The sequence below is a fragment of the Synechococcus sp. CS-1328 genome (assembly GCF_025128095.1).
Taxonomy (GTDB): domain Bacteria; phylum Cyanobacteriota; class Cyanobacteriia; order PCC-6307; family Cyanobiaceae; genus CBW1002.
The window spans coordinates 38,448-60,440 of the sequence record NZ_JAHLYT010000019.1 but is presented as its reverse complement, the minus strand read 5'-3'; the positions used below and the strand labels follow the sequence as shown (position 1 = coordinate 60,440).

Below are 21,993 nucleotides of genomic sequence, written 5' to 3'. Positions count from 1 at the left end.
GTGGAGTCAGCCCACCCCTTTCCTTGACCGCAGCCTCCAGCACGCCGTCCGGCGCCACCGCGGGCTCCGCCACGCCTCCGCACGAGCGGGCTCGCCCCCTGGCCAAGGGCAGCGTCTATCCCGCCAAGGACCTCTGCAGTCAGTGCGGCCTCTGCGACAGCCGCTGGGTGGCCTACGTGCGCCGCGCCTGCGCCTTCCTGAGCCAGAACTTCGAGGCCATGGAGGCGACCGCCCACGGCCGCAGCCGTCGGCTTGATGACGAGGACGAGCTCTACTTCGGCGTTCAGCAGCGCATGCTCTCGGCCCGGCTGCAGCAGCCGATCGCCGGAGCCCAGTGGACCGGCATCGTCAGCCGGATCGGCGTGCGGGCCCTTGAGACCGGTCTTGTCGATGCCGTGCTCTGCGTGGGCCAGAGCCCTGACGATCGCTTCACCCCCGTGCCGGTGCTGGCCCGCACCCCCGAGCAGGTGCTGGCGGCCCGGGTCAACAAACCCACCCTCTCGCCCAACCTCGAAGTCCTGGAGCAGCTGCCCGGCAGCGGCATTCAGAGGTTGCTGGCCATCGGTGTGGGCTGCCAGATCCAGGCCCTGCGGGCCGTGCAGTCGACCTTGCCTCTGGAACAGCTCTATGTGCTGGGGCTGCCCTGCGTCGACAACGTCAGCCGCGAAGGCCTGCAGACCTTCCTGGAGAGCGCCAGCCGCTCCCCCGAAACGGTGGTGCACTACGAGTTCATGCAGGACTTCCGCATCCACTTCCGCCACAGCGACGGCAGCGAGGAGACCGTGCCGTTCTTCGGGCTGGATACGCCCAAGCTCAAGGACGTCTTCGCTCCCAGTTGCCTGAGTTGCTTCGATTACACCAACGCCGGTGCTGATCTGGTGGTGGGGTACATGGGGGCCAGCTTCGGCCGCCAGTGGATCACGGTGCGCAACCCCAGGGGACAGGTGCTGCTGGATCTGGTGGAGCCCGAGCTGGACACCGCCCCCGTCACCAGCCGCGGTGATCGGCGCGCCGCCGTGCAGCAGGGCATCGACGCCTACGACAAGGCGCTGAAACTGCCCCGCTGGCTGGCCGAGCTGGTCGGTTTCCTGGTGCAGCGGGTGGGCCCGCAGGGTCTGGAGTACGGCCGCTTTTCGATTGATTCCCACTTCACCCGCAATGCCCTGTGGCTGCGGCGCCATCACCCGGAGATGGCGGAGCGTCATATCCCCGCCTTCGCCCGTCGGATCGTTGAGCGCTACCGCCTCCCCTCTCCATGAGTGACCGCCTCTGCGGGGTGCTGCTGCATCCCACCGCCCTGCCGGGCACGCCGGTGTGCGGCACCTTCGGTTCGCAGGCCCATGCCCTGATTGACCTCCTGGCCGATCAGGGCATCGCCGCCTGGCAACTGCTGCCCCTGGCCCCCACCGACGGCACCGGCTCCCCGTACAGCTCCCCCAGCGGTTCGGCCCTCAACCCCTGGCTGCTGGATGCGGCCGATCTCGTGGCCCAGGGCTTTCTGGAGCCTGCCGATCTGGAGGACCTGCCTTGCGAGGGCTCCGATCTCACGACTGAGGCCTCGGCTGGTGAGAGCGGAGCTGCCCCACTCGATCTGAGCCTGGCCCCTGCCCGGGCCGCGGCGCTGGGCCGTCTGCTGGTCCAGCGCTGGGCCAGCCAGCCCCAGGAGCAGAAACAGAGCTTTAGCCGCTGGCGCCGGCAGCAGCGCTCCTGGCTGCAGGACCACTGTCGTTTCATGGTGCTGCGCCGCCTGCAGGAGGGCCAGCCCTGGTGGAACTGGCCAGGCCCTCTGGCCCGCCGCCACAGCCGTGCCCTGCGGACCCTCGATCAGCAACACGGTCCAGCCCTGCTGGAAGAGGGCCTGCTGCAGTGGCATCTGCAGCGTCAGTGGGATGGGTTGCAGCGCCATGCCCACCGCCGCGGCGTGCAGCTGATCGGTGATCTGCCCTTCTATGTGGCCCACGACAGCGCCGATGTCTGGCGTCACCGCTCCCTGTTCTCCCTCCAGTTCGACGGCAGCCTCGCCCAGCAGAGCGGTGTGCCGCCCGACTACTTCTCCGCCACCGGCCAGCTCTGGGGCACCCCGGTGTACCGCTGGAGCGCCCACTGGCTGGGGGGGTTCCGCTGGTGGCTGCGGCGCCTGGGCCGCCAGCTGCAGCTGTTCGACCGGCTGCGACTGGATCACTTCCGGGCCCTGCAGGCCTACTGGAGCATCCCCGGCAGCGACAGCACCGCAGAGAACGGCACCTGGCAGCCCTCCCCAGGCCGGCCCCTGCTGACGCTGCTCTGGCTGGACTGCTGGCGGCGCGGCGGGCTGCTCCCCGATGGCCGGCTGCCCCTGATCGCCGAAGACCTGGGGGTGATCACGCCACCGGTGGAGGCACTGCGCGACAGCTTCGCCCTGCCCGGCATGAAGATCCTCCAGTTCGCCTTCGATGGCAACACGGACAATCCCTACCTGCCGGCCAACTACCGCGGCAGTCGCTGGGTGGTGTACACCGGCACCCACGACAACGCCACCAGTCGCAGCTGGTGGGATGAGCTCGATCAGGGCAGCCGCGACCGGGTCCGTGCGGTTGTCGGCGCTGAGGTGACGGCGCCGGGCTGGCAGCTGCTGGAGGCAGCCCTGGCCACCGAGGCCGAACTGGTGGTGGTGCCCCTGCAGGACCTGCTGGAACTGGATGACCGGGCCCGCTTCAACACCCCCGGAACCACGGGTGGGAACTGGTGCTGGCGCCTGGACCGATCGATCAGGGACCTGCAAGGACCGCTGCTCGGTTTCGGTCGGTTGGCGGATCGCTACGGACGCTCCTCGCCGGTGGGTCCTGGGGGAGCGGGCTGAGCGACGGGAGCAGCCGGTCGTTTCGGAGCCGGGGGGGCGGCGATCACGGCCGGGTAGCGGAAGCGGCCGCCGGGATTGCCGGTCAGGGGCGTCAGCGGTGCGCCGTTCCAACGCACCGCCCGTGCCGCCGCGGCCGGTTCGATCCGCAGCTCGAACGGCGGCAGGAGCGGCAGGCTGAGCGTGCCGTTCACGCCCTCCAGCCGGGTGCTCCCTCCCTGGGACGGGCTGATCTCCACCCGGCTGGGGGCGGCCAGCTCCAGGCTCAGCACCCCGAGCGCCTCCGGGCTTCCCTTGGCCAGCTCCCGCCGCAACTGGGGGAGACCCTGGCCCCTGGCCGTGAGCGTCAGGGGCCGCAGCTCCGGATGAATCGCCAGCAACTGCATGGCCGGATCCTGGGGCCTCACCTGCTCGGAACGGGGCAAGGGGGGGATCGGCCGTGAGCTCAGCAACCCCTCGGCGGCGAGGCGCTGCTGCTGCAGGTTCACCGCGTAGACCAGACCCAGGGTGAGCAGGCCATAGAGCACCGTTCCCTGCCAGGTGGTGAAGACATCGATCGAGCCGGGGGTGAAGCGCTGCAGCAGCATGCGGCGGCTGGATGGCCGGACCTCGTGCGCCGGGGCAGGCAGGGCCGCATCGAGACTGCCGGGGGGCAGCGCCAGGTGCCGCTCAATCAGCGGCAGCATGGTGCGCAGGTAGGTCACTTCCGGCAGGCGGTCGCGCCAGCCGCGCTCGAGCGCCTCCAGCACCGGGGTGCTGATGCGGGTTTCCTGGGCCAGTTCCCGCAGGTTGAGGCCGCGGGCCTCCCGCTGCTCCCGCAGCCGCCGTCCGGCCAGCAGCAGCGGATCCTGCTCGACCCCGCTGGCCCCGCCGGCCGCGGATTCGGGACGGGAGCGCCGGATCCAGCCCAACAGGCGCCGCGGCACGGAGCGCGTGGTGGGCTTACCGGGGCGGAGGTTCACGCAGACGCGACCAGAGCCTCCCATTCTTGTCGGTCGAGCTCGCGCCACTGTCCTTCCGGCAGATCGCCGAGGGGCAGATCCCCGATCGCCGTACGTTGCAGATCCAGCACGGGATGGCCGAGGCGCTCGCCGGTCCGGCGGATCTGGCGGTTGCGCCCCTCACGCATCTCGAGCTCCAGAAGGCAGCTCTCGCGGCCCTGGCGCAGCAGCCGCAGCCCCACCGGCGCGCTCGGCCGTCCGTCGAGCTGAACCCCGGCCTGCCAGTGGCGCAGGGTCGCCGCATCCGGGCATCCGGCCACCCGCACCCGGTAGGTCTTGCGGTGGCCGTAGCGGGGGTGGGTGAGCCGCAGGGTGAAGCTGCCGTCGTTGCTGAGCAGCAGGGCGCCGTGGCTGTCGGCATCGAGGCGCCCCACCGGATGCAGACCATCGCCCTGACGCCAGGCCAGGGGCAGCAGGTCCATCACGGTGGTGCGCCCGTGGGGATCGTGACAACTGCAGAGCACCCCCACGGGTTTGTTGAGCAGCAGCACCCGCGCCGGCGGCCGCTCAACGAGGAGACGACCATCCAGTTCGACCCGGTCCAGCTGCGGGTCAGCCCGCTCGCCCAGCTCCGCCACGACGCCATTGACCCGCACCCTCCCTTGTCGCAGCCAGTCTTCGGCCCGGCGGCGCGACCCCAGACCAGCGGCGGCGATCAGTTTCTGCAACCGCTCGGCGGCCATGGCAATTGGGTGTGCGGCCCTGTGCCCATTGTCCTGCGCGCAAAGCGGAACGATTCCGGAATTTGATGGTAGGTTTGCGAAACAGGCAAGTTTCCTAACTCCGCCACCCCATGCCCTCCCTCTCCCTGGTTGCCACTGCCGGCTCCGCCACGGGGCCCCACGGCGATCTGGTGCGCTCCTACCTGCGCGACATCGGCCGGGTACCGCTGCTCACCCACGAGCAGGAGATCACCCTCGGCCGTCAGGTCCAGGAACTGATGGCCCTCGAAGAGCTCCGCGAAGAGCTCACCCTCCGCTGCGGCGGCCAGCCGCCCAGTGAGGAACAGCTGGCCGCCGAGGCCAGCCTCACGGTGGCCCTGCTCAAGCGCCGGCTCGCCAACGGCCGCCGCGCCAAGGAGCGGATGGTGGCCGCCAACCTGCGCCTGGTGGTGAGTGTGGCGAAGAAGTACACCAAGCGGAACATGGAACTTCTGGATCTGATCCAGGAGGGCACGATCGGCCTGGTGCGGGGTGTGGAGAAGTTCGACCCCACCCGTGGTTACAAGTTCTCCACCTACGCCTACTGGTGGATCCGCCAGGGGATCACCCGGGCGATTGCCGAGAAGAGCCGCACGATCCGCCTGCCGATCCATATCACCGAAACCCTCAACAAGCTCAAGAAGGGGCAACGGGAGCTCAGCCAGGAGCTGGGCCGCACCCCCAGCGTCACCGAGCTGGCGGTGTTTGTCGAACTGCCGGAAGACGAGGTCAAGGACCTGCTCTGCCGGGCCCGCCAGCCCGTGAGCCTGGAAACCAAAGTGGGCGACGGCGAGGACACCGAACTGCTCGACCTGCTGGCCGGCGATGGTGTGCTGCCCCAGGAGCTGGTCGATGGCGAGTGCCTGCGCGGCGATCTGAGCTCCCTGCTGGAGCAGCTGCCGGAACTGCAGGGACGGGTGCTGAAGATGCGGTTCGGCATCGACGGCAACGAGCCGATGAGCCTCACCCTGATCGCCAAGACCCTCGGCATGAGCCGCGACAAAACCCGCAACATCGAGAGGCGAGCCCTGGATGGGATCCGTTCCCGCTCCGAGCTGCTGCAGGGATACCTGGTGGCCTGATTGATTCTTCTGAACAGCTGGATTTCGAAGCACTGAATTTTGAAGTTCAATGCTTCGAAGTTCAATACTTCGAAGTTCAGCGCTTCGAAGTTCAGTTCTTTGAAGTTCAGTGCTTCGAAGAACTGAACTTCAAAGAACTGGATTCAGAACAATCCGGACTCAGAAAAACTGGTCGAAGTTATCGAAGTCGACGGCTTTGAAGGTGCCGTTCTCCACCTGTTCCATCAGGCGCTCCAACTGCACCCACAGCGCTCCAGCCGTCAGCATCGACAGCACGAACGACACCAACAGGGCGGTACCGGCGGCGAATCCGAACACCTGCAGGCTGCCGCCGATGAACAGGGTCACGCCGATCACCAGGCCGGTGTACGGCAGGGTGATTTCCCATTGGCCAAGCGGCAGGAGCTTGAGGCGATCCTGCTTCCAGCCATCGAGGCGATTCTGCACCAGCCGGGCGAAGGTGAGGCCGCACAGCACCGCGATCGCCAGTCCGGCACCGGCCAGCAGGTAGGGAGGCTGCACCAGGGTGGCGTACTCGAGAAAAATATCATCGGCATCGAGATCGCCGAACAGGCCACTGGCGGCATCGAGAGCGGCTTCCGACAGATCCACCGGGGCCGGATCAGGGGCGCCACTCGGCGAACCGAAGCTGCCGCCCAGCACCGCAATGGCAGAGAAGAGGGAAGATGGGCCGCTGGCGAGGAAGCTCACGGAATCGGTCGGACGCTGCCGCGACCCTAGAACTGGGTCCGATCAGGCTGCGGCGGCCAGGGGATTGAGCCGGGCCAGCACGCCGCTGGCCAGCTTGCGGGCCGAGAAGGTGCGGCGCATCAGGCCCAGCAGGGCCCGCAGGTCTTCGGTGTGGAGCCGGTCGTTACGCACCAGGGTGAGCAGCAGACGCTGGCGCAGGCTGCTGCCGCCAGGACCAAGCAGAAGGCGCAGGCCATCGGTGGCCACCGGCAGCAGATCCGGACTGGTCTGGTCCCCTTCCACCACCTGCAGCAGATTTTCGAGCCGCTCGATGCGCAGGCGACCATCGCGATCGAAGATCACCTCCAGCAGCTTCTCGCGCATCTCGGCGGTGTCCCCCGCCAGCAGGCGCCGGGCAACGTAGGGATAGGCGACCCGGATGATTTTGAAGCTGGGATCCAGCCGCAGCGCCAGACCTTCCTGGCTCACCACGGCCCGGATGATCAGTGCAAAACGGGCCGGCACGCGGAAGGGGTAGTCAAACATCAGCTCCGAGAAGCGATCCGTGATCGCCTTGAAGTTGAAGCTGCCCACATTTTCGCCCAGTGCCCCGCCCAGAACCTCCTCCAGTGCCGGCAGGATCGGGGTCAGGTCGGCATTGGGATTGAGGAAGCCGAGATCGATGAAGTCCTGAGCCAGGGCCGCAAAATCACGGTTGATCAGGTGCACCACAGCCCCGGTGAGGGTGAGGCGATCGGCATCACTGATCGAGTCCATCATGCCGAAATCCACATAGGCCATATGGCCCATGGCGCCGGTCTTGCCAGGCAGGGCAAACAGGTTGCCAGGATGGGGATCGGCGTGGAAATAGCCGAACTCGAGCAGTTGCTGCAGGCCGGAAATCACGCCGGTGCGGATCAGGGCGGCGGGATCGAGATGGCGCGCCTCCAGCTCCTGCCGGTTCTGGAGTTTCACCCCATTGATCCACTGGGTGGTAAGCACATGACGGCTGGAGAGCTGCCGGTACACCCGCGGAACGATCACCTCAGGGTGGTCAGCGAACAGATCAGCGAATCGCTCGGCATTGGCAGCCTCGCAGTGGTAATCAATCTCTTCAAACAGGGTGCGGCCGAATTCATCGATGATCTCGGCCAACCCAAAACCGAGGTTGAGCGGCAGGATCGGGGCGACCGCCACGCCAAGCAGGCGGATGATCGCCAGATCGCGGCGCAGGATGTAAGGCAGGTTGGGCCGCTGCACCTTCACAGCCACCCAGTGCCCATCAGCCAGACGGGCTCTGTACACCTGGCCGAGGCTGGCGGCGGCCACGGGGTAATGGGGAAACTCCTCGAACAGCTGGTCCACCGGAGCGCCCAGCTCCGCCTCGATCAGCGCCAGGGCGGTGTCGTGAGCGAAGGGGGGAAGGTTGTCCTGCAGCTGGGTGAGCTGCTCCAGCCAGTCGCGCCGCACCAGGTCCGGACGGGTGGAGAGCGCCTGGCCCACCTTGATGAAGCAGGGGCCCAGGTTGGTGAGGGTGGTGAGAATGCGCCGGGCCAGCCGCTGCTGCACAGCCCGATCACGGCTGTTGCCCTGCACGACCAGCACCAGGGCCAGGCCACCCAGCTGGCTCAACACCACCAGCAGCCGAGCGATCAGCAGCCAGGGGCGACGCAGCAGCCAGCGTCGATCAGCGTTGGCGTCGTAAGAGGGCAGCAGCTCCTCGACAGGAGCCTGGGTCTGGGCAAGGGACGCAGTGATGGCGGCGGCTCCTGGGTCATGGCCCCTGAGAAGAGGAAACTCTAGGAATGTCTGCCCAGGGACCTGCGATCCAGTGACCCTGCTTCCCGACCTGCCCTGGTTCAGAACGCGGTCCAGTCCGGCGGCACCGCTTCTGGCGGCCCTGCGTGCTGGCCGCGGCGAGCTGGCCTTGCATCTGCCGGCCCACGGCCGCGGTCGCGGCCTGGCCCCGGAGCTGCGCCAGTTGCTGCGCCAGCCGCTGGGCCGCTGGGATCTGCCGGAATTGCCCCGCTTCGGCGGACCCCTGGAGGCCACGGGGGCGGTGGCTGAGGCGCAGGCCCTCGCCGCTGAGCTGTTTGGGGCGCAGCACTGCTGGTTCGGGGTCAACGGGGCCAGCGGCCTGCTGCAGGCGGCCCTGCTGGCCCTCGGCCAGCCCGGCGATCGGGTGCTGCTGCCCCGCAACCTGCACCGCAGCCTGCTGCACGGCTGCGTGCTGGGCGGACTCGAACCGCTGCTCTACGAGGTGCCCTTCGATCCGGCCACCGGCCTGTGGCATCCACCAACAGCGGAGCTGCTGGAGCGGGTGCTGCAGGCCGCCTCTGCTCCGGGCTTGCCGGGGACCCAGGCCCAGCTGCCGGGCAGCCGGATCGCGGCACTGGTGCTGGTCAGCCCCACCTATCACGGGTTTCGGGCCGATCTGCCGCCGCTGCTGGCCCAGGCCCAGGCCGCGGGGCTGCCGGTGCTGGTGGATGGCGCCCATGGCTGGGGTGAGGCCCTGGCTGCCGGGGCCGATCTGGAGGTGCTCTCCCTGCAGAAGAGCGGTGGGGGCCTGGCCCAGAGCGCGGCGCTGCTGAGCCGGGGCGAACGGGTCGCGGTGGCGGCCATCGAGCGGGCCCTGCTCTGGCTGCAGACCTCCAGCCCCAGTGCCCTGCTGCTCACCTCCGCGGCCGCAGCGCTGGGCCACCGCAGCAGCCCGGCGGGCCAGCGCCAGCATCAACGGGCCCTGGTGCTGGCCGCACGGCTGCAGCAGGCCCTGCGGCAACGGCACCTGCCGCTGGTGGAAACGGAGGATCCCCTGCGACTCGTGCTCAACACCGCCGCCCTGGGGATCAACGGTCTCGAGGCCGACGACTGGCTGATGCAGCGCGGCGTGGTGGCCGAACTGCCGGAACCCGGCACGCTCACCTTCTGCCTCGGCACCTGCCCGCCGGCTGGCCTGCGCCGGCTGCCGCAGCACCTGGCCGCCCTGCGCACGGCGCTCGGCGCCGATCCCGCCCCACCCTTTGAGCCGCCACCGCTGCCGCTGCTGGCCTGCCTGGAGCTACCCCTGGCCGCGGCCTGGAGATCCCCCCGCGAGTTCGTGCCGCTGGAGCGGGCCTGCGGGCGCATCGCCGCCGAGCCGCTCTGCCCCTATCCACCGGGCATTCCGCTGCTGATCCCCGGCGAACGGATCGACGCCAGCCGCGCCAGCTGGTTGCAGAGGCAGCGGCGGCTGTGGCCCGGCCAGATCGCTGATACGGTGGCGGTTGTGGCCGGATGAGACGGCAGATGGCGGAACCCGGCCAGGAATCTCCGGGCTCGCACGCTGACCAGGACGGCAGCCGCTACCTCTGGGATTTCGTGACCCCGGGGCTGCCGGACAACGCCTTTGAGGATGCGCCCGGCTTCAGCCCCACTCCTCTGGAACTGCGGGTGATGCTGCTGGCCCACCTGCGGCCGCGCGCCGACTCGCTGGTCTGGGACATCGGCGGTGGCACCGGTGCCCTGGCCCTGGAGATCGCCCGGCTGATGCCCGCAGGCGAAGTGCACACCCTGGAGCGGGATCCGGAGGCGATCGCCCTGCTGGAGCGCAACCGCCAACGCTTCGGGATCCCCAACCTCCACATCCACCCCGGCCAGGCCCCCGCCGATCTCCATACCCTGCCGCCCCATCCCGATCGGGTGGTGCTGGAAGTGGGGCGTCCCCTCGGTGAGGTGCTGCAGGCGGTGTGGCCATCGCTCACCCCCAGCGGCCGGCTGGTGATCAGCACCACCAGCCTCGAGGGCCTGGTGGATGCCACCGACACCCTCACCCAGCTGCAGGCCCGCGACGTGCATGTGGTGCAGGCCACCGTGCACCGCATGCAGCGGCGCGGCAGCCAGGCGAAGCTGGCCGCGGCCGAGCCGCTGTTTCTGATCGCGGCCGAGCGCTGAAGGTCGGCCGCGACGATCGGTCGCCGCCCTCCTGCCTGTCCCTGCCATTCCCCCGTCTTGCTGCCGTCCCCCCGCACTGCCACCTCCCTGCCTCGGCTGCTGAGCGGTTGGGCGGCGGGGGGGTTCGGGCTGGTGGTGGTGCTGCTGGGCGGCTGGTGGTTCACCGTGGCCCTGGGCGTGATCGTGCATCTGGGGCTGCTGGAGTTCTTCCGCATGGCCCAGTTCAAGGGGATCCGGCCCGCCACCAAAACCACCCTGGTGGCCTGTCAGATCCTGTTGTTCACCACCATGGCCGCCAGTGGCGGCGGCGAGTGGCTGGCGGTCGACCTGTCAGCAGCGGTGCTGCCGGTATCGGGGGCGGTGATCTGCGGCTGGTTGCTGTTGCAGCCGGTCACCGGCACGATCGCCGACATCGCCGCCTCGATCTTCGGGCTCTTTTATCTGGGCTTTCTGCCGAGCTACTGGATCAAGCTGCGGGAGCTCGTCGATCCGGTGCTGGCCCCGAATCTGGCCTCAGCCCCGCCGCTGTTCACCCCCGGCATGGTGCTGATGCTGCTGGCCTGCCTGCTGATCGTGGCCACGGACATCGGCTCCTACATGATCGGTCGCCGCCTGGGCCGCCGCCCCCTCTCGCCGATTTCCCCCGGCAAGACCGTGGAAGGAGCCCTGGGCGGCGTGGCCTGTGCCGTGCTGGTTGGGGTGCTCGGAGGGGTGCTGCTGGGCTGGCGCTGGGGCTGGCTGGTGGGGGGCGTACTCGGTGGGGTCGTCGCCCTGTTCGCCCTGGTGGGCGACCTCACAGAATCGATGATGAAGCGGGATGCCGGTCTGAAGGATTCCGGTGATGCCATCCCCGGTCATGGCGGCATCCTGGATCGGATCGACAGCTACCTGTTCACCCCGGCGGTGGTCTATTCCCTGGTGACCCTGGTGCTGCCCCTGCTCGACCGCTGAACCTCACCCTGCTGATGACCACACCACCCGACACCGCCGAGGCCTGCCGCCGGGCCCTGCTCGAGGCCCAGGCCCATCCACCGCCGCAGCGCCGTGATCTGCGGCCCGTGGTGGAGCAGCTGGAGCGGCTGCAGCCGGCGGATCTGGATCGGGACAGGGCCCTGCTGCGCGGGGTCTGGGAGTTGTTCTGGAGCAGCAGCTCCCAGCCCTGGCTGCGGGAGGTCGCCTGGCTGGAGAATCTGCAGGTGCTCGATCCGGAGGCCGGCCGGGCGATGAATCTGCTGCGGCTGCGGGGACCCCTGGGGGGACTTGCGGCGATCAGCGTGGTGGCGGCCATCGCCGTGCAGGGCCGCCAGAGGGTGAGCGTGCGCTTCGAGCGGGGCGGCTGGATCGGCCCCAGCCTGGGGGACTGGCGCCCCGAGCTGCTGGCCCGGGTGCAGCAGGCCACCCCGGCATGGCTCGACATCACCGTGCTCGACCAGGAGCTGCGCCTCTGTCGCGGCAACGCCGGCACCCTCTTCGCCCTGCGGCGCCGGCCGGATCTGCGGCCGGAAGACCTGCTGCCGGCCGCCTGAAAGCCGGCTGCCTGAGAGCCTGCCGCCGGCTGGGGTCAGGCCAGGCGGGGCCGACGGCCCTGCCTGCCGCTCCCCACGGACGGAGTGGAGGCCGAGACCGTTGCCGCAGGCCGGTCCCGCGAGATCCAGCGCAGGGCGATCAGTTCGAGGCTGAGACCCAGCCCCAGACAGGTGAGGCCCACTAGGGCGGCGATGGCCTGGGGATGGGCGAAGTCCTGGGTGAAGTCCATGGCGGGCAGGGGCGGGATACTTCCGCTCTAGCCAGTCTGGGGAACCTCGCCATGGTCCAGGAGCCAGAGATTCTCGATGTCGATCTGCTCCGGTTCGAACGCGGCGATGGAGCTGCCCGGCGGGCGGTGGTGGATGGGGTGCGCCGCAGCCTGGCCACGGGCTTCGTGTACTCCAGCAGTGATCTCTCTGAGGATCTGCTCGATACCGCCTACGGAATGCTGGCGCAGTTCTTCGCCCTGGAGCCAGAGATCAAGCAGCGCTTCCGGGCACCCGGCAGCCATGGCCAGACCGGCTACACGGGCCTCCTGGTGGAAACGGCCGCCGGCAGCGACCAGGCGGACTGGAAGGAAATGCTCAACTGGGCCGCTCCGCTGCCGGCGGGTCATCCCCTGCAGCGGCGCTATCCGCACCTCTATCCCGAACCGGTGCTGCCCGAGCAGGTGGTGCCCGGCATCACGGCCGTACTGAGCCACTTTCATTCTGCCGTGGCTGATCTGCAACGGCGCTTTCTGCGGGTGATCGCCCTGGGGCTCGGCTGCGCCGAGACGCTGTTTGAGGAGATGGTGCAGGACGCCCCCACCCTCACCCGCGCGATCCGCTATCCACCGATGGCGCAGGCCCCCAGCAGCTCCCACCTGTGGGCAGCGGCCCACGGCGACATCAACCTGATCACGGCCCTGCCGCGAGCCACGGGGCCGGGCCTGCAGGTGGAGGTGCAGGGGCAGTGGCGGGATGCCTTGCCGCCGCCTGGGCGGGTGATCCTCAACAGCGGCCTGATGCTGGAGCGGCTCAGCAATGGCCAGATCCCGGCCGGCTGGCACCGGGTGGTGGCACCAGCGGGCAGCAGCGAGCAGCGGCTCAGCGTGGTGCAGTTCTGCCACGCCCGCCCCTGGACGATCCTGGCGCCCCTACCCAGTTGCTGCACGCCGGACAACCCACCGCGCCATGCCGGCATCAGCGCAGCCGATGCGCTCGAGGATGTGCTGTTTCAGATTCAGCTGCTGGAGACGCCAATCCCAGCGGAAGCGTCGTTGCCGACGGATCAGAGACAGCCGTTGTGACTCGTTCGTTCACCAGCTGCAGTCTGTCGGCGCGCTGTCACCACGGCTGAACCCAGCCTGGGGTGAACGTGTCAGGCTGCGGCCCGGTTCGCGGCCGAGACCCATGATCCAGGCTCCGGTCGCCGATGGGCACGCGCTGCGTGAGATCGCCGCCCAGTTCCATCCCGGCGAGGGCATCGTCGCCATTGAGCCCCTGGGGCAGGGCAATGTCAACGACACCTTTCTGGTGTCGCTGGCTGGAAAGAACCAGCCACCCCTGGTGTTGCAACGCCTCAACAGCGAGGTCTTCCGCCAGCCGAAGCTGGTGATGCGCAACATCCAGATCGTGGCCCGCCACGTCAGCGCCCGGCTGCAGGAGCTTCCGGATGATCCCGCCCACGACGGCACCTGCCGGCGCTCCTGGGAGATGCCGCACATTCTCACCCCAACTGATTCTGCCGATCCCTGGGTGGAGCGCGATGGTCAGATCTGGCGGGCCATGACCTATGTGCCAGCCGCCCGCAGCCTGGAGATGGCCCGGGATCCGGCGCAGGCGCGTGAAGTGGGCTATGGCCTCGGCATGTTTCATCACCTGATCAGTGATCTGCCGGTCGATCAGCTGGCGGACACGCTGGAGGGATTTCACATCACCCCCACCTACCTGGCCCAGTACCACCAGCTCCTGGGTCGTTGTTCACCGCCGGCCTCGCCGCAGGAGCACTGGTGCCAGCAGTTCATCGAAAGCCGCCAGGCGCTGGCGCCGGTGCTGGAGGAGGCCAAGGCCCGCGGCGAGCTGCAGCTGCGCCCGATCCACGGCGATCCGAAGATCAATAACGTCATGCTGGATGCCGCCAGCGGCGAGGCCATCGCCCTGATTGATCTCGATACCGTCAAGCCGGGATTGGTTCATTACGACATCGGCGATTGCCTGCGTTCCTGCTGCAACACCCTCGGCGAGGAAAGCCGCGATCCCGCGGCGGTGCAGTTCGATCTAGCGCTGTGTGAGGCGGTGCTGGAGGGCTACCTGTCCGTGGCCCAGCAATTCCTCACTGCTGCCGATCACCAGTATCTCTATGCAGCAATCCGGCTGATCGCCTTTGAGCTGGGTCTGCGCTTCTTCAGTGATCATCTGGCCGGTAACGTGTATTTCAAGACAAGCAGTCCACTCCAGAATCTCCACCGCGCCCAGGTGCAGTTCCGGCTGGTTGAAAGCATCGAAGCGCAGGAAGGGCCGATTCGAGCCCTGCTCCAGCGCCTGGCCGGAGCCTGAGATGGGGACGGGACACCAGCCGCCGCCCGAGGCCCAGCGCTTCACCCTGGTGCCGTTCCAGAGCGACACTGCCACGCCCGACCTATTCGTGGCTGGGCTCTCCCTGACGGGCTGGATCCAGCGTCTGGGCCCCGAGCTGCGGATCCACTACTGCCTGCAGGCCCCTCTGGCCGAGCTGCTGCTGCCTCCACCGGCACAACAGCCCCAGCGCTGCGATGACCTCTGGATGCACACCTGCCTGGAGGCCTTCCTGGCGGTGGAAGGGGACGATCCCTACTGGGAGATCAACCTCTCCCCATCCGGCGATTGGAACGTCTATCGCCTGGAGGGCTATCGCCTCGGCCTCACCCCCGAAGCCAGCGTCACGGCGCTGCCCTTTCTCTGCCAGCAACGCCCCCAGCAGCTGGAACTCGCGCTCCCCTGTCCCCTGCCACCACCCCTGGCGGCGGCCGCTGCCTTGCAGGTCGGCATCAGCGCCGTGATCGAGCACCGCGGCGGAGCCCTCAGCACCTGGGCCCTGGCCCACCCTGGCCCCGAAGCCGATTTCCACCGCCGCGATGGTTTTCTGCTGCGAATCTGATTGGCCGGATCGGATGGCCGGCACGGATCACCGGATCTCCTACCGGATCTGTCGCCGGTTCAGAGCCCCAGCTGCCGCCGTCCCACGACCATGCCGAGCCAGTAGCCCCCTGCCAGCACCAGCAAGCCCGGGGCGGTGAGCGCCTTGAGCAGCAACAGCGCCCCCACCAGCCACGGCACCATCAGCAACAGGCCCATGCCGAGTTGGTTCTGGCGGCGGGCCAGCCGGCCACCGCCCTGCACCAGGGCAGGCACGCCACGACCGAGGCCAAAGCCGAGCAGACCGCCCAGAAAACCTCCGAACAGAATGGAGACGATCGCAAACACGAGGAACGGACATCGGATTGGAGCAGTCTGATCCTGGCCCGATACGCCAGACATTCTGCAGAGGCTGCGCAACCCGGCCAGCGCTGCCGGCTGGTTCGATGACGCGATAGCCCTCGAATTCGGAGCGTTCACAATGACGCCATCCATTCCTGCCGCGCCGGCCATGCAGACCCCCTCACAACTCCTGCCCGAAGCCGACCGCGATCTGCTGCGGATCCTCTGTTGCGTGGCCTGGTCGGATGGGGATTTCGCTGCCGAGGAGAAGCAACTGCTGCAGCGGCTGGTGGCGACCTACTTCCTGCCTGAGGTGGATCCGCTCCACGCCGCCGATGCCGCGGCTGCCTTGGCCGATGAGGCCATGCAGATGGAGGGGATGGAGGAGCTGGTGCAACGCCTGCAGACCGCAGAGGATCGCCAGCTGGCCCTCAAACTGGCGTTCATGATGATCCGGGTCAGCACCAGCCCTGGCGATGCCTCCAGCATCAATCCGATGGAGAAGGTGGCGTACCGGCGGTTGGTGGAGGCGCTGGGCCTGGCCGAAACTGACGTGCAGGAATGCGAATGGGCGGCGGAGCAGGAGCTGCGCCAGCACTCCGGCCTGCGCGGCATCCTGGCGAGCCGCTTCCATTGGCTGGGAGCCTGGCCGTCTCAGGAGCTGCTGGAAACTCCCGGCATGCAGTGGCTCTGAGGTCTGGCCCTGAGTGGCGTCAGGGATCACGAAGGGGTTCCGTCGCCAGTTCCAGTGAGATCAGCTCCAGCTCCCGTCCATGCCGCAGCTGCCGGCTGATGGCGCCGCAACTGGGGCAGGTGGGGTCGCCACCGTTGCCGCTGAACTCCTGATCGCAGATCTGACAGAACCAGCTGGCGGCCACGGCCTCGATCTGCAGCGTGGAGCCCTCCGCCAGGCTGCCCGCCATCACCACGGCATGGGCGAAGTGGAGGGCCTCGGCCTCCACGCCGGCAAGGCTGCCGATCCGCAGCGTGATTGCCACGATGCGACCGCCGCCGTGGGCCAGGGCCTGCTCCACCGCCAGATCCCGCAGCTGCTCCAGCAGGCTCAGTTCGTGCATGCGTCCTCCGGCCCGGCCAACCAGCGCCGCAGCAAGGCACGGGCCTCGGGCAACTGGCGTTGCAGACGCGGCGACCAGTGGGTGCCATGGCCGAAGTGCTCGCCCGGCACCAGCAGCACCCAGGCCGCCGGTCTGTGGCCGTAGGCCCAGGCACAGAGCTGAAGCAGCTGCTCGGGGCCGCAGCGATGCGCACCCAGACCGCCCTCCACGCTGTCATCCGCGTCGCCCTCAGGGCCGGGCTCCCCTTGGCGCGAAGCGGAGTCCAACCGCTCCAGCCGAGGCTGATCAGATCCTGGATCGCCGGCGCCAGCGAGCCAGGCATCCACGAACAGCACCCGCTCGCTGCGGGCCAGATCCTCTGCCAGTTCCGGCAGCAACTGGTGGCAAGGACGCAGCTGCAGCTCGGGCATACGTCGGCTCCAGTCCTGCTGCGCCAGTGACTCCCGCGCAGGTGACTCCTGCGCCCGCTTCTCCTGTGCCCGCTTCTCCTGCGCCAGGTCCTCCACAAGCCACCGGCCCACCCCATCGTCCTGGCGGAGGAGGTTGCCGATGCCGATCACCAGAACCGTGGACTCCGCTGCCATCAGCGCCGCCGGCGAGCCGCCATCACTGCCGTTGCCGCGCCGCCAGCAGCGCTCCATCGGCGGAGCGCAGCTCGATCCGCAGGGGCATCTGTCCTGCCGCGTGGGTGGAGCAGGAGAGACAGGGATCAAAACAACGAATGCCGGCTTCGACCCGGTTGAGCAGGGGCTCGGGGATCTCGGCCTCGGCGGCCACCGGCTCGGAGATGAACTCCCGGGCGATCTGGACCACAGTGCGGTTCATGGCCAGGTTGTTCTGGCCGGTGGCGATGATCAGGTTCACCCGGGTGATCAGGCCGTCATCGTCCACCTTGTAGTGGTGAAACAGGGTGCCGCGCGGTGCCTCGCTCACCCCCACCGCCTCGTGGGCGTTGAGGGAGGCACGGGCGCGGATGCGGCCCTCCATGAGGCTGTCGTCGGCCACCAGCTGCTCGATCCCCTCCAGGCAGGCGACGATCTCCACCAGCCGGGCGTGGTGGTAGGCAAAGGAGGAGGTGACGACGCGACCGCCGCTTGCCGCCGTGCCACTGCGCTGGCGGAACTCGGCCAGCTCGGCATCGGCCCAGGGGGTGCCGATCGCTTCACACACGTTCAGCCGTGCCAGGGGGCCCACCCGATAGAGGCCATCGGGATAGCCCCGCGGCTTGTAATAAGGAAATTTCAGGTAGCTCCAGCTCTCCACCGCCTCGCCCAGAAACGAGGCGTAGTCGTCTTCCGAGAGATCGTCGGCCACGATCAGGCCGTCGCTGTCGATGAAGCGGATCAGGCCGTCGATGCACTCCCAACGGCCGCCCGGCCCCACCAGGCCCATGAACAGGGAGGGGAAGTCGCCGAAGCAGCGCTGCTCGTGCTGCAACGGCCCATCCAGCAGCTTTTTATAGAGCTCCAGGGCCAGGGCCACGGTGGCCCTGGCCTCCGGCAGTCGCTCCAGGATCCACTGCCGCGCCTCGGCGCTCAGGGGCGTGCGCACACCGCCGGGCACAGCCCAGGCAGAGTGGATCTTGCGGCCGCCCAGCAGCTCCAGCACCTGCTGGCCGAACTGGCGCAGGCGGATGCCGGCACGGGCCAGCTCGGGATCGGCCGCCATCAGGCCGAACACGTTGCGTTGGGCCGGATCGCTCTCCCAGCCGAGCAGGAAATCAGGACTGCTGAGGTGGAAAAAGGAGAGCGCGTGGCTCTGACAGATCTGGGCGAGGTTGAGCATCCGCCGCAGCTTGCGCGCCGCCGGAGGAGGCTGAACCGCCAGCAGCTTGTCGCCGGTCTTGGCAGCAGCCAGCAGGTGGCTCACCGGGCAGATGCCGCAGATCCGCGCCGTGATGCCGGCCATCTCGGTGAAGGGCCGGCCCTCGCAGAAGGTCTCGAAGCCGCGGTATTCCACCACGTGGAAACGGGCATCGGCGATGCGTCCGTCGTCGTCGAGGTGAAGGGTGATCTTGGCGTGACCCTCGATGCGGGTGACGGGGTCAATCGTGATCGTGCGGGTCATGCGATCTCCTCAGCCGAACCGCAGCAGGTCGGGCCCCGTCAGCTCTGGGCGTTCCCCCCGCAGCAGCGGCTCGAGACAGGCGCGGATCCGCTCGGCAGACGGCGGGCAGCCGGGCAGGAAAAGATCCACCGGGATCACCTCGTGCAGCGGTAGCACCCGCTCCAGCAGCTCCGGCACGATGCCGGGCGCGTGGGGATGCTGGGCTCCCCGGTCGGCCAGCTCCAGGTAACCGCGATCCAGCACGCTCTGGCGGCTACCACCATCCACCTCGGCCCAGAGGTTGCGCAGCGCCGGCACGTTGCCGGTCACCGCGCAGTCGCCGAAGGAGATCACCAGCCGGGTGCGCTGGCGCAGCTGCAGGGCCAGGTCCAGATTGTCGGCATTTGCCACGGCACCCTCCACCAGACAGACATCCACCTGCTCGGGATAGGTCTTGATGTCGCTGGCCACCGGCGAGAACACGATATCCACGTGCTTGGCGAGCTCGAACAGCCACTCGTCAAGATCGAGGAACGACATGTGACAGCCGCTGCAGCCGGCCAGCCACACGGTGGCGAATCGCAACTTGGGGGCGGTCATTGGTTCTGCCACTGGTGCTTCTCCCTGGCATCGCGCAGCAGCTGGGGCCGCTCGCGGTGCGTCTGCTTTTCGGCGGTGGTGTCGTCCTTCCGGAAGATGGCGCCGGTGGGACAGGCATCCACGCACTTGCCGCAGGAGGTGCAGGCCTGCACCTCACCCCAGGGCTCATCCAGGCCGGTGATGATCGTGCACTCGCGGCCACGGTTGGCCACGTCCCACACGTGGGCGCCCTCGATCTCATCGCACACCCGCACGCAGCGGGTGCAGAGGATGCAGCGGTGGTGGTCGATCGCGAAGTGGGGGTGGGAGGCGTCCACCCGGCGCTGGGGATACTGATACGGGAAGCGGGAGTGATCCATCCCCACGGCCACCGCCACGTCCTGCAGTTCGCAGTTGCCGTTGGCCACGCAGAAGGCACACACGTGGGTGCCTTCTGCAAAGAACAGCTCCACCGCCATGCGCCGGTAGGCCTGCAGCTGGGGTGTCTGGGTGAGCACCGCCATGCCTTCGCCGGCGGCAGTGGCACAGGCCGGCTGCAGCTTGCCGCTGCCCTCCAGCTCCACAAGGCAGAGCCGGCAGGCGCCCACCGGGGTGAGGCCATCGAGATGGCAGAGGGTGGGCAGCTCGGCGCCGGCGGCGCGCACCGCATCGAGCAGCGTGGCCCCAGCGGGAACGGCCACTTCCTCGCCATCCACAGTGAGGGTGTGCACGCTCATCGGGTCCCCTCCTTGAGCAGGCAGGCGTCGAGGGGTTCGCACTGGACCGGATCCCGGCAGGCAGCCTGATACTCCTGGCGGAAGTAGCGCAGGGTGCTGAGCACCGGGTTGGGCGCCGCCTGGCCGAGACCGCAGAGGCTGGTGGCGCCCACCATCCTGCAGAGCTCCTCGAGGCGCTCCAGGTCGACCAGGGACGCCCGCCGCTCCACGAAGCGATCCAGCATCTGAGCCAGCTGCACGGTGCCGGCACGGCAGGGCACGCACTTGCCGCAGCTCTCGTTGACGCTGAAGCGCATGAAGTGGCGGGCCACCTCCGGCATCGAGGTGCTGTCGCCCATCACCACCAGGCCGCCCGAGCCCATCATCGAGCCCAGGGCCCGCAGGCTCTCGTAATCCACCGGCGTGTCGAGCAGATGGGCCGGAATGCAGCCGCCGGAAGGACCGCCGGTCTGCACCGCCTTGACGCCGCCGTCTGGGCCCTCCCCACCGGGCACACCGCCGCCGATGGTCTGCACCACCGTGCGCAGCGTGGTGCCCATCGGCACCTCCACCAGGCCCGTGCGCTGCACGGCACCGGAGAGGGCGAACACCTTCGTGCCCTTGCTCCCCTCGGTGCCGATGGCCGCGTACCAGTCGCCGCCCTGCCGCAGGATCACAGGAATCGAGGCCAGGGTCTCCACGTTGTTGATCAGGGTCGGGGCACCCCACAGGCCCGCCTGGGCGGGGAAGGGGGGGCGCGGCCTGGGGGTGCCGCGCTGACCCTGGATCGAGGCCAGCAGTGCCGTTTCCTCACCGCACACGTAGGCGCCGGCGCCGACCCGCACCTCCAGCCGCAGATGGAAGCCGCTGCCGGCGATGCCCGCCCCCAGCAACCCCTTGGAGCGGGCCTGTCTGAGCGCCAGGCGCAGGCGCTCGACCGCCAGCGGATATTCAGCTCGCACGTACACAAAGCCCTGATCGGCGCCCACGGCGTAGGCGGCGATCGCCAGCCCCTCGATCAGCCGATGGGGATCGCTCTCCAGCACGCTGCGATCCATGAAGGCACCGGGGTCACCCTCATCGGCGTTGCACACCACATAGCGGGGGCCAGGCGGCTGCAGGGCCACGGTGTCCCACTTCAGGCCGGTGGGATAGCCGGCGCCGCCGCGGCCGCGCAGACCGCTGCGCTTCACCTGCTCGCGCACCTGCTCGGGGCTGACGTCCAGCAGCACCCGCCGCAGCTGGGCGTAGGTGCCGTGGCTGAGGGCATCGTCGATCGATTCGGGATCGACCACGCCGCAGCCCTCCAGCACCACCGACTTCTGCAGAGCGAAGAAGGGATGGTCGGAGTCGAGGCGCTGGGCGGCCAGCGCATCACCCCTGCCGGTGGCTCGTGCCAGCAGGTCGGCGGCCTGCTCGGGCCTGAGCTCGGCATAGAGCTCGGTGCGGCAGGCCGGTTCCGCGCCGCTGGGCTCGGGACGGTCCAGGGCCACCAGCGGACCGCGGCCGCAGAGCCGCAGGCAGCCCACCGACTTGATCGACACCGCCTCGGCGGCGCCGCCGAGCTGGTCGCGGGCGGAGAGCAGGGCCGTCCGCAGGGCCTCGGCACCGGCGGAACGGCAGCCGCTGGCGCCGCAACAGCGCAGTTGCATCCGGGGAGAGGAGGCCATCAGCGTGCTCCGGTTCCACTGCCATCTGCCCTGGCGTCGGTGCCGGCGTCGGAAGCGTCGTTTGCAGAAAGCCCCAGGGCGCCCAGGAGTGCATCCAGGGCCGCCGGATCGTCCACCGGCAGGCGGGGCTCCAGGTGGCCGTCCACCACCAGCACCGGCGCCTGGCCACAGGCCCCCAGGCAGCTGACATGTTCCAGGGCCCAGGTGCCGTTGCCGGCAGCGTCATCGAGCCGCAGCCCCAGCCGCCGCTCCAGCCGTGCCGCCAGCTCGCCACCTCCCTTGACGAAGCAGGCGGTGCCCAGGCACACGGCGCAGCGGTGCGCGGTGGGGGCCCCGAGTCGGAACAGGTGGTAAAAACTCGCCACCCCAAACACCTGTGCCAGGGGCAGCTTCAGCTCCCGCGCCACCTGGGCCAGGGCCCCGGGCGGCAGATAGCCGTAGAGCTCCTGCACCTGGTGCAGCACCTCGATCAGGGCATCGGAGCGGCTGCCGTGCTGACGAATCAGCCGCGAGGTGCGCTCCACCGCCTCGGCAGGCAGATCAGCCTCGGGGGGCAGATCCGCCCGGGAGGGCGCTGATGGTGGCGCGGAGAGCGGCGCGATCATGGGCTGACGCGACAGGCGCGGTCTTCACACCTGCCTAGCCAGCACCGGCGTGGCTGTCAGCGAATCTGGTGAGAGTGTGGCCTGGAGGCCGTCA

24 protein-coding genes are annotated in these 21,993 nt (G+C 68.9%); 11 read left to right on the top strand and 13 right to left on the bottom strand.

What is annotated here, in order from left to right:
• Positions 1 to 23 precede the first annotated feature (23 nt).
• A complete protein-coding gene (locus KQ310_RS03200) occupies positions 24 to 1,259 on the top strand; it encodes a Coenzyme F420 hydrogenase/dehydrogenase, beta subunit C-terminal domain (RefSeq protein ID WP_259720336.1) in 1,236 nt (411 codons plus the stop codon).
• Entirely contained in the window at positions 1,256 to 2,839 is a 1,584-nt protein-coding gene (malQ, locus tag KQ310_RS03195; protein ID WP_259720335.1) for a 4-alpha-glucanotransferase, read from the top strand. The genes KQ310_RS03200 and malQ overlap by 4 nt, the downstream gene beginning before the upstream one ends.
• On the opposite strand, the gene KQ310_RS03190 is transcribed toward malQ, so the two are convergent.
• Both KQ310_RS03190 and KQ310_RS03185 read right to left on the bottom strand, forming a co-directional pair.
• A complete protein-coding gene (locus KQ310_RS03190) occupies positions 2,797 to 3,798 on the bottom strand; it encodes a RodZ family helix-turn-helix domain-containing protein (RefSeq protein WP_259720334.1) in 1,002 nt (333 codons plus the stop codon). The genes malQ and KQ310_RS03190 overlap by 43 nt on opposite strands.
• Positions 3,795 to 4,520, bottom strand: coding sequence for a pseudouridine synthase (locus KQ310_RS03185; RefSeq protein ID WP_259720333.1), 726 nt, complete (start codon positions 4,518 to 4,520; stop codon positions 3,795 to 3,797). Before KQ310_RS03185 ends, KQ310_RS03190 begins: the two co-directional genes overlap by 4 nt.
• Positions 4,521 to 4,630: 110 nt before the next feature.
• On the opposite strand from KQ310_RS03185, the gene KQ310_RS03180 reads away from it, so the two are divergent.
• Complete coding sequence (locus KQ310_RS03180) at positions 4,631 to 5,620, top strand: RpoD/SigA family RNA polymerase sigma factor (protein WP_259720332.1); 990 nt, start codon at positions 4,631 to 4,633, stop codon at positions 5,618 to 5,620.
• 159 nt (positions 5,621 to 5,779) lie between these two features.
• Here KQ310_RS03180 and KQ310_RS03175 read toward each other — a convergent pair whose 3' ends face one another.
• Together KQ310_RS03175 and KQ310_RS03170 are read right to left on the bottom strand one after the other, a co-directional pair.
• Entirely contained in the window at positions 5,780 to 6,280 is a 501-nt protein-coding gene (locus KQ310_RS03175; RefSeq protein ID WP_259720367.1) for a hypothetical protein, read from the bottom strand.
• Positions 6,281 to 6,373: 93 nt separating this feature from the next.
• On the bottom strand, positions 6,374 to 8,023 hold the full coding sequence (locus KQ310_RS03170; protein ID WP_259720366.1) for an AarF/ABC1/UbiB kinase family protein: 1,650 nt from the start codon (positions 8,021 to 8,023) through the stop codon (positions 6,374 to 6,376).
• Between the two features lie 118 nt (positions 8,024 to 8,141).
• On the opposite strand from KQ310_RS03170, the gene KQ310_RS03165 reads away from it, so the two are divergent.
• The 4 genes from KQ310_RS03165 to KQ310_RS03150 are packed head-to-tail and all read left to right on the top strand — an operon-like array spanning position 8,142 to position 11,766.
• On the top strand, positions 8,142 to 9,587 hold the full coding sequence (locus tag KQ310_RS03165) for a lysine decarboxylase (RefSeq protein WP_259720331.1): 1,446 nt from the start codon (positions 8,142 to 8,144) through the stop codon (positions 9,585 to 9,587).
• 8 nt (positions 9,588 to 9,595) lie between these two features.
• A complete protein-coding gene (gene cbiT, locus KQ310_RS03160; RefSeq protein ID WP_259720330.1) occupies positions 9,596 to 10,240 on the top strand; it encodes a precorrin-6Y C5,15-methyltransferase subunit CbiT in 645 nt (214 codons plus the stop codon).
• A 57-nt stretch (positions 10,241 to 10,297) separates the two neighbouring features.
• Positions 10,298 to 11,191, top strand: coding sequence for a phosphatidate cytidylyltransferase (locus KQ310_RS03155; RefSeq protein WP_259720329.1), 894 nt, complete (start codon positions 10,298 to 10,300; stop codon positions 11,189 to 11,191).
• A gap of 14 nt (positions 11,192 to 11,205) precedes the next feature.
• Positions 11,206 to 11,766, top strand: coding sequence for a PAP/fibrillin family protein (locus tag KQ310_RS03150; protein ID WP_259720328.1), 561 nt, complete (start codon positions 11,206 to 11,208; stop codon positions 11,764 to 11,766).
• 35 nt (positions 11,767 to 11,801) lie between these two features.
• Here KQ310_RS03150 and KQ310_RS03145 read toward each other — a convergent pair whose 3' ends face one another.
• Positions 11,802 to 11,996, bottom strand: coding sequence for a hypothetical protein (locus KQ310_RS03145; protein WP_259720327.1), 195 nt, complete (start codon positions 11,994 to 11,996; stop codon positions 11,802 to 11,804).
• A gap of 51 nt (positions 11,997 to 12,047) precedes the next feature.
• Here KQ310_RS03145 and KQ310_RS03140 point away from each other — a divergent pair, with 51 nt between their 5' ends.
• The 3 genes from KQ310_RS03140 to KQ310_RS03130 all read left to right on the top strand — a co-directional run bounded on the left by KQ310_RS03140 (position 12,048) and on the right by KQ310_RS03130 (position 14,887).
• Positions 12,048 to 13,058 carry an isopenicillin N synthase family oxygenase gene (locus KQ310_RS03140; RefSeq protein ID WP_259720326.1) on the top strand — a complete coding sequence of 337 codons (1,011 nt, stop codon included), beginning with the start codon at positions 12,048 to 12,050 and terminating at the stop codon, positions 13,056 to 13,058.
• Positions 13,059 to 13,161: 103 nt separating this feature from the next.
• Positions 13,162 to 14,307 (top strand): phosphotransferase enzyme family protein, encoded by a 1,146-nt coding sequence (locus KQ310_RS03135; protein WP_259720325.1) that lies wholly within the window; start codon positions 13,162 to 13,164, stop codon positions 14,305 to 14,307.
• Between the two features lies 1 nt (position 14,308).
• Complete coding sequence (locus KQ310_RS03130) at positions 14,309 to 14,887, top strand: DOMON-like domain-containing protein (protein ID WP_259720324.1); 579 nt, start codon at positions 14,309 to 14,311, stop codon at positions 14,885 to 14,887.
• Between the two features lie 59 nt (positions 14,888 to 14,946).
• Here KQ310_RS03130 and KQ310_RS03125 read toward each other — a convergent pair whose 3' ends face one another.
• Positions 14,947 to 15,213: a hypothetical protein gene (locus KQ310_RS03125; protein WP_259720323.1), complete on the bottom strand. Its 267-nt coding sequence runs from the start codon at positions 15,211 to 15,213 to the stop codon at positions 14,947 to 14,949.
• Positions 15,214 to 15,376: 163 nt separating this feature from the next.
• Here KQ310_RS03125 and KQ310_RS03120 point away from each other — a divergent pair, with 163 nt between their 5' ends.
• Positions 15,377 to 15,901, top strand: coding sequence for a TerB family tellurite resistance protein (locus KQ310_RS03120; RefSeq protein WP_259720322.1), 525 nt, complete (start codon positions 15,377 to 15,379; stop codon positions 15,899 to 15,901).
• Between the two features lie 19 nt (positions 15,902 to 15,920).
• Here the strand turns inward: KQ310_RS03120 and KQ310_RS03115 are convergent, their stop codons facing one another.
• The 7 genes from KQ310_RS03115 to KQ310_RS03085 are packed head-to-tail and all read right to left on the bottom strand — an operon-like array spanning position 15,921 to position 21,899.
• Complete coding sequence (locus tag KQ310_RS03115; RefSeq protein WP_259720321.1) at positions 15,921 to 16,283, bottom strand: hydrogenase maturation nickel metallochaperone HypA; 363 nt, start codon at positions 16,281 to 16,283, stop codon at positions 15,921 to 15,923.
• A complete protein-coding gene (locus KQ310_RS03110; protein WP_259720320.1) occupies positions 16,271 to 16,924 on the bottom strand; it encodes a hydrogenase maturation protease in 654 nt (217 codons plus the stop codon). Before KQ310_RS03110 ends, KQ310_RS03115 begins: the two co-directional genes overlap by 13 nt.
• On the bottom strand, positions 16,890 to 18,350 hold the full coding sequence (locus tag KQ310_RS03105; protein ID WP_259720319.1) for a Ni/Fe hydrogenase subunit alpha: 1,461 nt from the start codon (positions 18,348 to 18,350) through the stop codon (positions 16,890 to 16,892). Before KQ310_RS03105 ends, KQ310_RS03110 begins: the two co-directional genes overlap by 35 nt.
• 9 nt (positions 18,351 to 18,359) lie before the next feature.
• Positions 18,360 to 18,929 carry an oxidoreductase gene (locus KQ310_RS03100; RefSeq protein ID WP_259720318.1) on the bottom strand — a complete coding sequence of 190 codons (570 nt, stop codon included), beginning with the start codon at positions 18,927 to 18,929 and terminating at the stop codon, positions 18,360 to 18,362.
• On the bottom strand, positions 18,926 to 19,645 hold the full coding sequence (hoxU, locus tag KQ310_RS03095; RefSeq protein WP_259720317.1) for a bidirectional hydrogenase complex protein HoxU: 720 nt from the start codon (positions 19,643 to 19,645) through the stop codon (positions 18,926 to 18,928). Before hoxU ends, KQ310_RS03100 begins: the two co-directional genes overlap by 4 nt.
• Positions 19,642 to 21,294, bottom strand: a complete 1,653-nt coding sequence (locus KQ310_RS03090) for a NuoF family protein (protein ID WP_259720316.1) — start codon at positions 21,292 to 21,294, stop codon at positions 19,642 to 19,644. Before KQ310_RS03090 ends, hoxU begins: the two co-directional genes overlap by 4 nt.
• Complete coding sequence (locus tag KQ310_RS03085) at positions 21,294 to 21,899, bottom strand: NAD(P)H-dependent oxidoreductase subunit E (RefSeq protein ID WP_311134691.1); 606 nt, start codon at positions 21,897 to 21,899, stop codon at positions 21,294 to 21,296. Before KQ310_RS03085 ends, KQ310_RS03090 begins: the two co-directional genes overlap by 1 nt.
• Positions 21,900 to 21,993 lie beyond the last annotated feature (94 nt).